This is a genomic window from Streptomyces sp. MS06 (assembly GCF_047200655.1).
In the GTDB taxonomy this organism is placed as follows: Bacteria; Actinomycetota; Actinomycetes; order Streptomycetales; family Streptomycetaceae; genus Streptomyces.
In genome coordinates this window covers 1-12,921 of record NZ_JBJZOJ010000104.1, presented here as the reverse complement: position 1 = coordinate 12,921, position 12,921 = coordinate 1, and the positions used below count along the sequence as shown (strand labels likewise).

General features: G+C 70.9%; 11 protein-coding genes. 6 read left to right on the top strand and 5 right to left on the bottom strand.

Annotated elements, in window-relative coordinates; translation table 11 throughout:
* Positions 1-968 (top strand): hypothetical protein (locus ACL02U_RS32050; RefSeq protein ID WP_412794520.1); only part of this gene is annotated, 968 nt, incomplete at its 5' end.
* 384 nt (positions 969-1,352) lie between these two features.
* Complete coding sequence (locus ACL02U_RS32045; protein ID WP_412794519.1) at positions 1,353-1,874, top strand: transposase; 522 nt, start codon at positions 1,353-1,355, stop codon at positions 1,872-1,874.
* Here the strand turns inward: ACL02U_RS32045 and ACL02U_RS32040 are convergent.
* On the bottom strand, positions 1,804-3,426 hold the full coding sequence (locus ACL02U_RS32040; RefSeq protein WP_412794518.1) for a DHA2 family efflux MFS transporter permease subunit: 1,623 nt from the start codon (positions 3,424-3,426) through the stop codon (positions 1,804-1,806). The two genes, ACL02U_RS32045 and ACL02U_RS32040, sit on opposite strands and share 71 nt — an antisense overlap.
* Before the next feature lie 647 nt (positions 3,427-4,073).
* Here ACL02U_RS32040 and ACL02U_RS32035 point away from each other — a divergent pair.
* Complete coding sequence (locus ACL02U_RS32035; RefSeq protein WP_412794517.1) at positions 4,074-5,417, top strand: MFS transporter; 1,344 nt, start codon at positions 4,074-4,076, stop codon at positions 5,415-5,417.
* A 69-nt stretch (positions 5,418-5,486) separates the two neighbouring features.
* On the opposite strand, the gene ACL02U_RS32030 is transcribed toward ACL02U_RS32035, so the two are convergent.
* On the bottom strand, positions 5,487-6,308 hold the full coding sequence (locus tag ACL02U_RS32030; protein WP_412794516.1) for a serine hydrolase domain-containing protein: 822 nt from the start codon (positions 6,306-6,308) through the stop codon (positions 5,487-5,489).
* Between the two features lie 80 nt (positions 6,309-6,388).
* Here ACL02U_RS32030 and ACL02U_RS32025 point away from each other — a divergent pair, with 80 nt between their 5' ends.
* Complete coding sequence (locus ACL02U_RS32025) at positions 6,389-6,892, top strand: MerR family transcriptional regulator (protein WP_412794515.1); 504 nt, start codon at positions 6,389-6,391, stop codon at positions 6,890-6,892.
* Entirely contained in the window at positions 6,889-7,905 is a 1,017-nt protein-coding gene (locus ACL02U_RS32020; protein WP_412794514.1) for an aldo/keto reductase, read from the top strand. Before ACL02U_RS32025 ends, ACL02U_RS32020 begins: the two co-directional genes overlap by 4 nt.
* A gap of 96 nt (positions 7,906-8,001) precedes the next feature.
* Here ACL02U_RS32020 and ACL02U_RS32015 read toward each other — a convergent pair whose 3' ends face one another.
* The 3 genes from ACL02U_RS32015 to ACL02U_RS32005 all read right to left on the bottom strand — a co-directional run bounded on the left by ACL02U_RS32015 (position 8,002) and on the right by ACL02U_RS32005 (position 11,006).
* Complete coding sequence (locus ACL02U_RS32015) at positions 8,002-8,970, bottom strand: DUF4429 domain-containing protein (RefSeq protein WP_412794513.1); 969 nt, start codon at positions 8,968-8,970, stop codon at positions 8,002-8,004.
* A 66-nt stretch (positions 8,971-9,036) separates the two neighbouring features.
* Positions 9,037-10,254, bottom strand: a complete 1,218-nt coding sequence (locus tag ACL02U_RS32010; protein WP_412794512.1) for an alpha/beta hydrolase — start codon at positions 10,252-10,254, stop codon at positions 9,037-9,039.
* Between the two features lie 125 nt (positions 10,255-10,379).
* Positions 10,380-11,006 carry a TetR family transcriptional regulator gene (locus ACL02U_RS32005; protein WP_412794511.1) on the bottom strand — a complete coding sequence of 209 codons (627 nt, stop codon included), beginning with the start codon at positions 11,004-11,006 and terminating at the stop codon, positions 10,380-10,382.
* Positions 11,007-11,072: 66 nt separating this feature from the next.
* On the opposite strand from ACL02U_RS32005, the gene ACL02U_RS32000 reads away from it, so the two are divergent.
* Positions 11,073-12,689 carry an MFS transporter gene (locus tag ACL02U_RS32000; protein WP_412794510.1) on the top strand — a complete coding sequence of 539 codons (1,617 nt, stop codon included), beginning with the start codon at positions 11,073-11,075 and terminating at the stop codon, positions 12,687-12,689.
* Positions 12,690-12,921: the final 232 nt, after the last annotated feature.

Sequence of the window (12,921 nt, the reverse complement as noted above, 5' to 3'; positions counted from 1 at the left end):
GCAGGACGGTCATGCTCGGCCTCTTGGTGCTGGGCTTCCTGACGGGTTGTTCGCCGGCGCCGCAGAACGGCGAGCCGGTCGACGTGGGGCCGATCTCTACACCCACCGGCCCCACCACCACGACCATGCCTTTCGCCGCCTACATTCCGGACGACGACGAGCTGCAAACCCTCCACAAGGCCAGGAACGCACTCGTCAACGCGTGCGTGGCCGAATTCGGCTTGAAAGGCGTCCTGGACACCCCTGCGGACGACAGTATCCTCGCCGATATCCGCCAGGGAACGGACTTGCCCCGCACCCTGGAACAGGCCCAGCGTTACGGTTACCGCAATGCCGGGAGCGAGGCGGCGGACACGCCGGCGGGAAAGCGGCAGCCGTCACGCGTTTCCGCGGCCGAGAGGCGTACCAAAATGCTGGTGCTCAACGGTCCTGCAGCCGTTGCTTCGCAGGGCGCGGAGCCGCCCAGCGGGTTGTCGACCCCGCGTTCCGGCCAGAACGTGAAGGTGGACGGCAAAACGGTTCCCCGGGGCGGCTGCCTGGGCCGGTCGGACAGGAAGCTCGAGCAGGGGGCGCCCGACCTCGACGCGTACGGTGCCCACGGAAAGACTGCCCTCAACGTGCTGCTGGGCATCCGCTTCGAGGCGTGGACCAAGGCCGCTCAGGACACCGCCTACAGGAAGATGGCCGCCTCCTGGTCGTCCTGCATGAAGAAGGCGGGCTTCGTCTACGACTCCTTCAAGGCCGCCGCCGAGGACCCGGAGTGGTCGCGCACCCGCCGGGCCGGCGACCGGGAGACCGCCGTCGCCACCGCCGACATCCGCTGCCGTATGCAGGTCAACTACCTCGGTGTCTCGGAAGCCGTTCACCTCGCGTACGGGAAGCGGGCCGTCGAGGACAACGCGGAGTTGCTGCGGGCGGTCGGGGACTACTACGACACGTTGGTGCGCAACGCGGCGAAGGCGGCCTGAGGCCGGTCCCGTGACGCCGAGTGAACAGGGCCGTCCGGAACGGCTCCGCACACGACCGGATACCCGACCGGTCCCCCGGATCCGGCGTTCCCGACTCCGTGGGCGACGCGGGTGCCGAACTCGGCGGCGCCCCCGGCGGTCGGGACGCGGTGGCTGCTCCTCGGCCTCAGCTTGAGATAGAACCTCAGGCTGCTCGGCGGTAGGTGTTCGAGTCCCCCACATGGGGAAACGCCGGACACGGCGACGGCCGCGCCCTGATTCTCGGGTTGTGAGACCAACGAGAACCGGCGCGACCGCCGCTGTCGGTGTGCCCGATCGTGACGCCCGAGACGCGGCCTTGAGGGAACTCGAGGAGTTCCGCGTCGACTTCCGCGCCTGCCTGACGTGCTGGGCGACGAACTCTTCGAAGTCGGCGATGCGGTGCTGTGCAGCGACGGTCCGGTGCGCGGTCTGGCCGACCTCAGCCTCACACCCGAGCACACCCGCTCCCACGGCTCGGCGCAACGCGCCATGAACGACGGGAGAGTCGACTTCGAGCGTCTGAACTGGTCCTTCGTGCTGCGTGACCTCCCGCGCGGTCCGGGCGGCGGCATCGTCCTGGCCGCCGATGTGACGCCCTGGCTGCGCCCCGACGCCAACACCAGTGACCAGCGGACTTTCTGCCACACCCACGGACGCGCCGAGGGCGCCCACGAGATGGTCCCCGGCTGGGCCTATTCCATCGTCGCCGCCCTGTCCGGCGGACCCACCTCCCGGACCGCCCCGCTGGACGCATACCGCCTGCGCCCCGGCGACCTTGAACACCGCACGTCTTATCTCAAGCTCAACGCTCCGGTCACGCGGGGGAGACGTCAGGTTTCTGATCTGGGGGCACACGCGCAAGGGTCCAGAACAGCACTGCGGTGACGGCGCAGAACGCCGCGCCAGTGGCGACGCTCAGCTGACTGGCTCGGATGAAGTCCTTTCTGGCCGCCGTCACGATGGCCTCGCGCTGGCCTGGAGTGGGCGCGGGCAGCGGCCTGCCTGGCCCGACCTCGGCGACGTAAGCGAACGGGTTGGCCTCCTGGATGATGCGGTCGGTGACCGCCTGACGCGCCTGTGTCTCCGGCACCGCCTCGCGCAGTGCTGCGTCGAGGGTGCCTCCCAGCCAGACGGCCAGGACGGTGCCGAGGACCGCGAAGCCGAACGTTGAACCGATGGCCCGCTGGGCACTGAAGATGCCGGAGGCCATGCCGGCCCTGTCCGGTGGGACCGACCCCACGGCCAGAGAGGTGATCGGAATGACGAGCAGAGCGGTGCCTGCGCCTGTGACGAACAAACCGGCTGCGACCAGATACACCGAGACCGGCATGCTCACAGCGATTATGGTCAGCCCCGCGACCAGCAGGGGCTGACCGATTCTGGCGATCGGCAAAGCCTTGTGTCGTGCGACCAGCCGGCCCGCAACCGGCGACAACACCATGAGGGTGAGAGCGAACGGGAAAATCAGCAGTCCGGCCAGTTCAGGCGAGTAGTCCTCGACGTTCTGGACGTACTGAGTGACGACCAGCAGCATGCCGTACACGCCGAAGAACGCGGAGAAGGCTGTGACGAGGGCCACGGTGTAGGTGCGGCTTCCGAACAACCTCACGTCCATCATCGGGTTCGGCAACCCGTGCTCGTATCGACCGAAGACTGCAAGCCCGGCCACGCCGACGGCCAGCAGCGCCAGGATGAGAGGCGACGTCCAGCCGAAGTTCTGGCCCTGGATGAAAGCGTATGCCAGTGCTCCGACGGACACGGCGAACAGCAGCTGCCCGCCCCAGTCGAAGCCATGGGTCTGCTCCGCACGGGACTCGCTGACGTATCCGAAGGTCAGGGCGAGTGCCAGCACGCCGACGGGGACATTGACCAGGAAGACAGCCCGCCAACTGACGGCCGCGGTGAGGAAGCCACCGAGCGTGGGTCCCAGAGGTGAGGCAATGGTGGCCACACCGGTCCACAGCCCGATGGCCTTTGCCCGGTCGCTCTTGTCAGGGAAGGCGGAGCTCACCAGGGCGAGCGAGCTCACGGTCACCGCCGCGGCGGCCACGCCCTGAAGAGCTCGGGCGACCGCCATGACTCCGAGGTCCGGAGCCAGGCCGGCAGCCACGGAGCAGGCGGTGAACACCGAGATCCCCACGGCGTAGACGAGACGGCGCCCGAAGCGGTCAGCGAAGGTGGCGGCGGCCATGACGAACACGGACATGCCGATGGAGTACGCCGTGACCACCCACTGCAGACCGGACTCGCCCACACCAAAGTCCCGCTGGATGTCGGGCAGGGCCACGTTCGCGATCAGCACGTCGAGAGCCACCACAAAGACTCCCAGCCCCGCCGCGACGATTGTCAGGATCTGGCGCGGGTGCAACTGCCGTGCAGGGAGAGCCGGCCCCGCTCCGTGACCGCCATGACGCCACGAATGACGCGGACCGGGCACGTGTCTCCCCCTGCCTGCCCCCGCAAGGAGCGCCGACCAGAAGCCTGCCTTGAGCTTGACGGACCTGCACTCACGAAGGGTTCGAGCAAGTCCCGGCAGGACACTTGCACGTTGGATGTTGTATCAGTCGACCGGCGGGAAGTGCTCCCGCCGCGCCGCTGGAGCCTCCCGCCCGCAGCAGATCGCCAACGGTGTCCGCCTGCCGGCACCGCCTCGGCGCTCTGCCCGCCCCGAACCGACCCGCTGCCCGAGCCCGACGAGGACCAGCAGGACCAGAGGGAAGGAGGGCAACCGCACACCCTCGGTGCCGTGGAAACCCGAGCGAAGCCAGCGACACGCGACGGCCACCCCGACCACGAGGGGCACAAGGGGCACAAGGGGCGAATCGGGGTCAATCCCCGTGTCGGCGGTTGTGGGCGTGCAGAATGCGGAGCGAGAAGATCACCGCCCCATTCCTCGGGTGGCGGAGTCACCGTCGTACGGACATGAAATGTGGGCCGTGTCGTGCGCCTGGTGATCTGGTCGGTACCCCTCACAGGGGAAGAGTTGGGATACACATGCACAGTCCGCACCACCGATGGCGTCGCGGCGGTCAGGGTGCAGGGGCGGCCCCACCGGCGGCGACGGGTCCACGCCTGAAGCTGGCCATGCTCTCCGCGTCCCTGGGCATCTTCGTCATCCAGCTCGACTTCTTCGCCCTCAACCTGGCACTGCCCCGCATCGCTTCAGACCTCGACACCACGGTGACAGACCTGCAATGGGCGATCAGCGGCTACATGCTGGCGCTGGGGGCGTTCCTGATTCCGGGCGGGCGGATCGGGGACATCCTCGGCCGGAGGCAGATGCTGATGACGGGGCTGGCCGTGTTCGGTCTCTCCTCGCTCGGCGCCGGCCTCGCTTCCAGTGCGGCCACCATCATCGTGCTGCGTTTCGTTCAAGGGCTGGGGGCGGGCATCATGTTCCCGCTCTGCGTCGCGGTGATCACCGACGCCTTCCCCAAGGAACAGACCATGCGGGCGATCGGCAACGCGTACGGGATCGGTGCCATCGGCCTGGCGCTCGGCCCGGTGGTGGGTGGCGGGCTGACCCAGTTGATCACCTGGCGGCTGGTGCTCCTGATCAACGTTCCGGTGACCGCCGCGGCAATCGCCGTCGTGTGGGTGGGGGTGCGCGAGTCGCGTGACACCACGGTGCCGCGCTCGATCGACCTGCCCGGCCTGATCGCCGTGGCGCTGGGCATCTCCTTGATGACCTTCGGCGTCGACCGCATGAACGAGTGGCCCCCCGATGCGGCGTGGGGCACCTTCGCGGCCGGGGTCCTGCTGATGGTGGCATTCGTTCTCCGGGAACGGGTCGCACGCTGGCCGCTGGTCGCGCTAGACCTGTTCCGCAACGTTCCCTATGTGATCGTCACCGTCATGACGACCGTCGCCAACATCGGCGTCACCTCCTCCGTGTACTGCATTACGATCTTCCTTCAGCAAGCGGAGAAACACACACCGCTCGGGGCCGGTCTGATCTTCCTGCCAGTCTCCCTGGGCGCCGCCGTCGGCGGCCCGCTGGCGGGTTGGCTCGGCGAACGCTTCGATATTCCACGCACCATCGCCGCCGCGACGCTCGTCGGCGGCCTGGGCACATTTCTCGTCTCCCTCGCCGGAGGCTTCGGCTCATTTCTACCCGGCCTCGCAATGAACGGCCTCGGCTACGGCATCGGGTGGGCAATGGCCAGTGTCGGCACGCAGACGGTCGTCCCCCCTCAACGGGCCGGACAGGCATCGGGCGTCACACTGAGCATCGTGATCGGAGTCGCCGGCATGCTGGTCGCTCTCACCGCAATGCTGATCGAGGTCGGCGCCCAGGGACAAACCCTCGCCACCGCCGTCGAGGCCGTGCTGCGCTGGATCGCATTCGGCAGCGCCGCTGCCACGATCGTCCTCGCCTTGCTCGCCGCACGGCTGATGCCACACCGCGTCATCGCCTCCGCCGAGTGAACCCGGTGCATCGACTCGGCGCTGTCACGCCGCAGGGCTTCGAACGAGATCCGGTTTGCCACAACGCACTCAGCCCCGCAGTTCCGCCAGCACCGCGTCCGTGAACGCCGGCCACGCCTCGACCGCCCACGGTCCGAAGGCCCGGTCGGTGAGGGCCACGCAGGCGGCGCCGGCGTCCGGGTCGGTCCACAGGAAGGTGCCGGACTGGCCGAAGTGGCCGAAGGTGCGCGGGGAGGACGAGGCGCCCGTCCAGTGCGGGGACTTGCCGTCCCGGATCTCGAAACCGAGGCCCCAGTCGTTGGGGTTCTGGTGCCCGTAGCCCGGCAGCACACCCTTGGTGCCCGGGAACTGCACGCTCATCGCCTCGGCGACGGTACGCGGGTCCAGCAGCCGCGGCGCCTGCACCTCGGCGGCGAACCGCAGCAGGTCCGCCACGGTCGACACGCCGTCCTTCGCGGGCGAGCCGTCCAGCGTGGTCGACGCCATGCCCAGCGGCTCCAGCACCGCCTGGCGCAGGTACTCGGCGAAGGGGATGTCGGTGGCCTTGGCGACGTGGTCGCCGAGCTGCTCGAAACCGGCGTTGGAGTACAGCCGCCGCTCCCCGGGCGCGGACATCACCCGGTGCTCGTCGAAGGCCAGACCGGAGGTGTGGGCGAGCAGGTGGCGCACGGTCGCCCCGGGCGGCCCGGCCGGCTCGTCCAGCTCGACGGCGCCCTCCTCGTACGCGACGAGGACCGCGTACGCCGCGAGCGGCTTGGTGACCGAGGCGAGCGGGAAGCGGTCCCCGACCGGCCCGTGCGTACCCACCACCGTGCCGTCGGCCCGTACGACGCCCGCAGCGGCGGTGCGGACCGGCCAGTTCTCGATCGACGCGAGGCTTGGAAGCGACATGCGTACGAGCCTAAGCGTTCACCGCGCCGCGCCCGAATCCGCTTGCCTGGAGTGCACTCCAAGGTCATAGCGTGGTGGGCATGACGGTGATGCACACCAGCTCCCCGGCCCGCCCGCAGACCGGGTGCCCGGCGGAGACAGCCACCCGGGAAGACCTGTGCGCCGCCCCGCCCCGGCGCCACCCGCGCCCCGACGGACAGGACCGCTACACCATCAGCGAGGTCGTCGCCTTCACCGGCCTGACCGCGCACACCCTGCGCTGGTACGAGCGGATCGGGCTGATGGACCACATCGACCGCTCCCACACCGGCCAGCGCCGCTACACCAACCGCGACCTGGACTGGCTGGACCTGGTCGGCAAGCTGCGGCTGACCGGGATGCCGGTGGCCGACATGGTGCGCTACGCGCAACTGGTGCGCGAGGGCGACACGACGTACGAGGAGCGCCGCGAGCTGCTGGAGTCGACCCGCCGGGACGTGCTGACCCGGATCTCCGAACTCCAGGACACCCTCGCGGTCCTCGACCGGAAGATCAGCTTCTACGCGGACGCCGGGGGCGCCCGCGAGACCGAGAGGACACGATGACGGACGCCAGGATCGCGACCGCACGCCTGGGCCAGGACGGCCCCGAGGTCGGAGTGCAGGGCCTCGGCTGCATGGGCATGAGCTTCGCGTACGGGCCGACGGACGCGGACGCCGCCCGGGCGACCCTCGAACGGGCGCTGGAGCTGGGGATCACGCTGTACGACACGGCGGACGCCTACGGCTCCGGGGAGAACGAGCGGTTCCTGTCCCCGTTCTTCAGGGCGCACCGCGAGGAGGTGGTGATCGCCACCAAGTTCGCCCTGTCGATCCCGCCGGACGACCCGAACGGGCGCGTCATCCGCAACGACCCGCCCTACATCCGGCAGTCCGTCGAGGCCAGCCTCAAGCGGCTGGACGTCGACGTGATCGACCTCTACTACATGCACCGGCGCGATGTCCGGGTGCCGATCGAGGAGACCGTCGGCGTCATGGCCGAGCTGGTCCGCGAGGGCAAGGTCAAGCACCTGGGCCTGAGCGAGGTGACCGCCGGAGAACTGCGGGCCGCGCACGCCGTGCACCCGATCGCCGCCGTGCAGTCGGAGTGGTCGCTGTTCAGCCGGGACATCGAACGCCACGTCGTCCCGGCCGCCCGCGAGCTGGGCGTGGCCCTGGTGCCGTACTCGCCGCTCGGCCGGGGATTCCTCACCGGATCCTTCACCAGCGCCGAACAGGAGCTGACGGCCGACGACTTCCGCCGCCAGATGCCCCGCTACACCGGCGAGAACGCCGCCGCCAACGCGTCCCTGCTGACCCCGATCCGGGAGATCGCCGAGGCGCGCGGGGCGACCGCGGGCCAGATCGCCCTGGCCTGGGTGCAGCAGCAGGCGACCCTGTGCGACCTCGCGGTCGTCCCGATCCCGGGCACCCGCAAGGTGCACCGGGTGGAGGAGAACGCGGCGGCCACCACCCTCACCCTGACCGCGGACGAGCTGTCCCGGCTGGACCCGATCGCGGGGAAGGTCGCGGGCGACCGGTACGCGAACATGCGGTTCACCTCGGCGGGACGCGAGTAGGGCCGGAAGAAGCACCGCCGCGGCCCCCGCGCCCCTCGACCGGCAGCGTTCCGGAGGGGCGCGGTCGGCCGCGCCGCCGGCCGGGGCGCGCCCGGCTCACAGCTCGGCGAGCAGCTCCGCCTTCTTCGCGGCGAACTCCTCGTCCGTCACCAGTCCCGCCCGGTGCAGTTCGCCGAGGTGCCGGATCCGCTCGGCGACGTCGGCCGGGTCGCTGCGTCCGCCCATCGCCGCCCCGCCCACCGCCATGCCCGCGCCCGCCGCCCCGGCCGGCGTGCCGGACGGGACCGGGGCGGAGGTCCGCACCGCCGACAGCACCGCCGCCGCGAACGGCAGCGACTCGTGCACGGACCCGTAGCCCAGCCCGAACACCACGGCGGCCGGGTCCTGGTCCGGCTGCGCGGGTCGCGCGGGCTGCGGGGGAGCCGGGGACAGCAGCGGCATCGAGGGCTGCGCGGGGATCGAGGGGCGCGGGGAGCGGCCGTCGGCCGGGGCGTCCCGGCGCAGCAGCCGCAGATGTCCCTCGAAGACCTCGGGGGAGCGCCACTCCACCCCGGCGAGCTCGGCGGTCCGGAAGCTCTGGTCGCCGGCCTTCCACTTCGCGGACGAGGCGCCGGTCCAGAACCAGCGGAAGCGGACGGTGGTCCCGTCGAAGGACGCCTTGGCGTCGTAGGCCTTGAACGACAGCGGCGCCTCGGGTGGATCCACCAGGAAGCGGTCCGCCGGTCCGGTCTCCGTCAGCCGTGCGCGCAGCTCCTCGGCGTAGTACTCGGCGAGCGTCTCCCGTTCCGCGGGCAGCACCAGGCGGTACGGATCGCACCCCTCCTTGAGCTGGCCGGCGGCCGCCTCCAGCAGCGGATCGGCCCCCGGGCGCGGCTCGGCCCTCAGTACGGCGGTGCCGCGCCGGCCGCGGGTGAGGCTGACCCCGGATATCGCCGCCACCGGGATCCGCCGCTCGCCCAGCGCCTGGAACAGCTTGGGTGTTCGAATCCCGCGTTCGTAGCGGATGAGCACGGAGTCGGACGTGAACTCCCAGGAGGCATGAAATCCGGCCAGTACGTCACCCATGCGGCTCATCGTATGCGGCACACGCTCCTCCGTCCCCTCCTCGGGCAGACCGCAGTTCCTGCGTCTCTACGCGCGTCCGGCCGCCGACCTGCCCGGCAGACCCGTCCTGCAGGCGCCGTCTTCGCGTGCGCACTCCACCGAACGGTAGGCGCCGGACCCGATGTCGGCCAGGTTGCGCAGGCTGTCCGTGCCCGGTTCGAAGTAGCCGGCGTGTCCCCGCGCGTCCCGCGCCGACAGCACACGCGCGCCGAACGCCGCGGACACCGGGTCCTCGCCGTGGCCGAGCCCGCCGAACTCCAGGTACGGGACGTCGCGCACCCAGTCGGTGGCGTCCCGCATCGCCCACACCCGCGCCGAGGTGCCCAGGCCGGAGGCCTTGCCGGCCCGCATGCCCGGGCTGGCGGCCACCGCTATGTCGGTCACCCGGTCCGGCAGCCGGTGCGCGGCGACCCCGCAGAGCACCGAGCCGTAGCTGTGGCAGAACAGCGCGACGGGAGCCCTGCCCGGCAGCGCGCGCAGCAGCGCGTCGAGGCGCACGGCGCCCTCCTCGGCGCGCATCGCGGTCGCCGAGTCGATGCCGAGGCCGGCCGGAGCGGTGTAGTCGGCCCAGGCGATCACGGCCGTGCGTACCGACGGGCGGGAGGCGTGCTCGGCGGCGTACAGCGCCTGGCCCATGCCGACCGGTGCCGTGTACCTGCGTGCGGTGCGCTCGAAGGTGAGCAGGTTCGTGTCGACGCCGGGGACGACCACGGAGATCCGCCGGGCGGTGCCGAGGTCGCCGAAGACCTCGGCGGCGCGTCCGCTGCCCGCCGGGTCGAAGGCCAGGATCTGCCGGCCGGAGCGCAGCAGTGACTGGAAGCGGTGCATCCGGCGCCCCGCCTGCCGCTTCCCGTCGGGCGTGAGCCGCGGGTCGTGCATGCGGGCGCTCTCGGTGCCGACGGCCTCGGCGAGGGCGGCGCGGTTGGCGCGGTAGCGCAGGGCCACCGGGGCGCCGTTCATGTTGCCGACCGCGAGCGGGTAGTGCCGGGCGAGCCCCCGGCGCTCCTGCGCCGTGAGCGAGGCGAAGAAGCGGGCCAGGCGGGCCGGGGAGGAGTGCGGGTCCGGCAGCGGGAGTCCGTGCAGCCGGCCGTGCTCCCAGTCGGCGAGCGCCGACTGGAGCGCGCTGGTGCTCCGGTGGTGGCGCAGCGCCGTCCACCCGCTGGTCGTCAGCATCACGAACACGACGGCCAGGGCGAGCAGGGCGCGCCAGAAGCCGAGTTGCGGGGAGGTGTCGAAGGAAGTCACTGGGAGGACACACTAGGAGAACGGGCGGGTCTCGCGTTAACCGAGTGACGGGGATCACGTTTCGATCGGTTCGCGTGGGGACGCGAACCGCCTACCGCCTGCTCCGGCCCGCTTCCGCAGCGTGCTCAGCGGGAGTCCCAGCGGCCCATCAGCTCCGGTCCCACCTGGTCGAGGTAGGCGACCGTGAGTGCGCGCATGTGCGCCAGCCCGGACTCCGCGCCGACGCTCCACTGCCGCTCGGTCAGCCGCATGACGCCGCTGAAGACGGCCACCGCCAGCCGCGGCCGCGGGTCGGCGTCCACGTCGAGCCCTTCGCGTTCGGCGATGATGCCCGCAAGGATCTCCTCGATCTCCACCGAGCGCCGCAGATGCGCGGCGAGCAGTGCCGGCGTGGACTCGATGACCCGGTACATCCGCAGGTACAGCTCGACCGGCACGGCCGACTCGATCACCTCGTGGAGGGTGTCCCAGCCCTCCACCACCGCCTGCCGCATCGCCTTCACCGGCGGTTCCTCGGCCGGCCTGGCCCGTACCGCGTCGACGAAGTGCGCCTCCGCCGTCCGTTGCACGGCGAAGGCGGCCTCCTCCTTGCCGGCGAAGTAGCGGAAGAAGGTGCGTTGGGAGACGTCGACGGCCTCGACGATGTCGTCCACCGTGGTCCGCTCGTAACCGCGGGTGGTGAACAGCTCCACGGCGGCTCGCAGTAGTGCCTCCCGGGTGCGCTGCTTCTTGCGTTCGCGCAGTGACTCCATGAGATGTCAGTTACCGACTAGTGATGGGGATTGTCAACTGTCAGCCGCTGTCACTAGCCTCACGGTATGACTAGTCAGACCACCATGGGTGAGGCGGGGCCGGGCAGCGCGGCACCGGACCCGGCGGGTCAGGACGCTGCCACCGGCCTGCGCGGCCATCCCTGGTTCACCCTCATCACCGTCGCCGTCGGGGTCATGATGGTCGCCCTGGACGGCACCATCGTGGCCATCGCCAACCCGGCGATCCGGGACGACCTCCACGCGACCATCGCCGACGTCCAGTGGATCACCAACGCCTACTTCCTCGCCCTGGCGGTCGCCCTGATCACCGCGGGCAAGCTCGGCGACCGGTTCGGCCACCGCCAGACCTTCCTGGTCGGCGTGACCGGCTTCGCCGGCGCCTCGGCCGCCATCGGGTTCTCCGGCACGATCGGGCTCATCGTCACCTTCCGGGTCTTCCAGGGCCTGTTCGGCGCGCTGCTGATGCCGGCCGCGCTGGGCCTGCTGCGGGCCACCTTCCCCGCCGAGAAGCTCAACATGGCGATCGGTATCTGGGGCATGGTCATCGGCGCCTCCACCGCCGGCGGCCCGATCCTCGGCGGCGTCCTCGTCGAGCACGTCAACTGGCAGTCCGTGTTCTTCGTCAACGTCCCGGTCGGCGTCCTCGCGCTGGTCCTGGGCCTGCTGATCCTCCGGGACCACCGGGCCGAGAAGGCCCCGCGCACCTTCGACCTGCTGGGCATCGCCCTGCTGTCCGGGGCGATGTTCTGCCTGGTGTGGGCGCTGATCAAGGCCCCGACCTGGGGTTGGGGCGACGGGCTGACCTGGCTGTTCATCGGGGTGTCGACGGTGCTGTTCACGGCGTTCGCCTTCTGGGAGACGAAGGTGCGCGAACCGCTGATCCCGCTGAAGCTGTTCCGCTCCGTCCCGCTGTCCGCGGGCGTCGTGCTGATGGTCCTGATGGCCTTCGCCTTCATGGGCGGCCTGTTCTTCGTGACCTTCTACCTGCAGAACGTGCACGGGATGAGCCCCATCGACGCCGGCCTCCACCTGCTTCCGCTGACCGGCATGATGATCGTCGGCTCGCCGCTCGCCGGCGTCCTGATCACCAAGCTGGGACCGCGCGTCCCGCTGGCGGGCGGCATGGTGTCCGTCGCGGTCGCGATGTACGGCATGCACACCCTGGAGGCGGACACCGGCAGCGGTGTGATGTCGGTCTGGTTCGCCCTGCTGGGCCTCGGGCTCGCCCCGGTCATGGTCGGCGCCACCGAGGTCATCGTCGGCAACGCCCCGCTGGAGCTCTCCGGTGTGGCCGGCGGGCTCCAGCAGGCCGCCATGCAGACCGGCGGGAGCCTCGGCACGGCCGTCCTCGGCGCCGTCATGGCGTCCAAGGTGGACAGCGACCTGCCCGGCAACTGGGCGGGCGCGGGCCTGCCGCAGCTCCCCCCGCAGCAGATGGACCAGGCGGCGGAGGCGGTCCAGGTCGGCGTGGCGCCGGTGCAGCCGGGCGCGTCCGCGTCGCTCACCGCGAAGATCACCGAGGTGGCGCACCACACCTTCGTCTCCGGCATGGGCCTGGCCTCCCTGGTCGCGGCCGGAGTCGCGGTGGTGGCCGTGCTCGTCGCCCTGCTCACCAAGCGGGGCGTGAACGCGGAGGCGGGCGCCGGAGCCGCGCATGTCTGAGGCGGAGGCGGACCGCACAAGCTGACGGAACGTCAACGTCGTTCCCCTATCAGGGTGACAACATCCGCACCCCCTCCCCTCCGGCAGCCCCCGCACGTCACAGTGGGTCAAGTCCTCCGGTACGGCATGTGTCTCGGGCACGTGTGTACGACGGGAAGGGCACCCGGAACCGGGGGGGGGGGGGGGGGGGGGGGGGGGGGGGGGGGGGGGGGGGGGGGGGGGGGGGGATAGG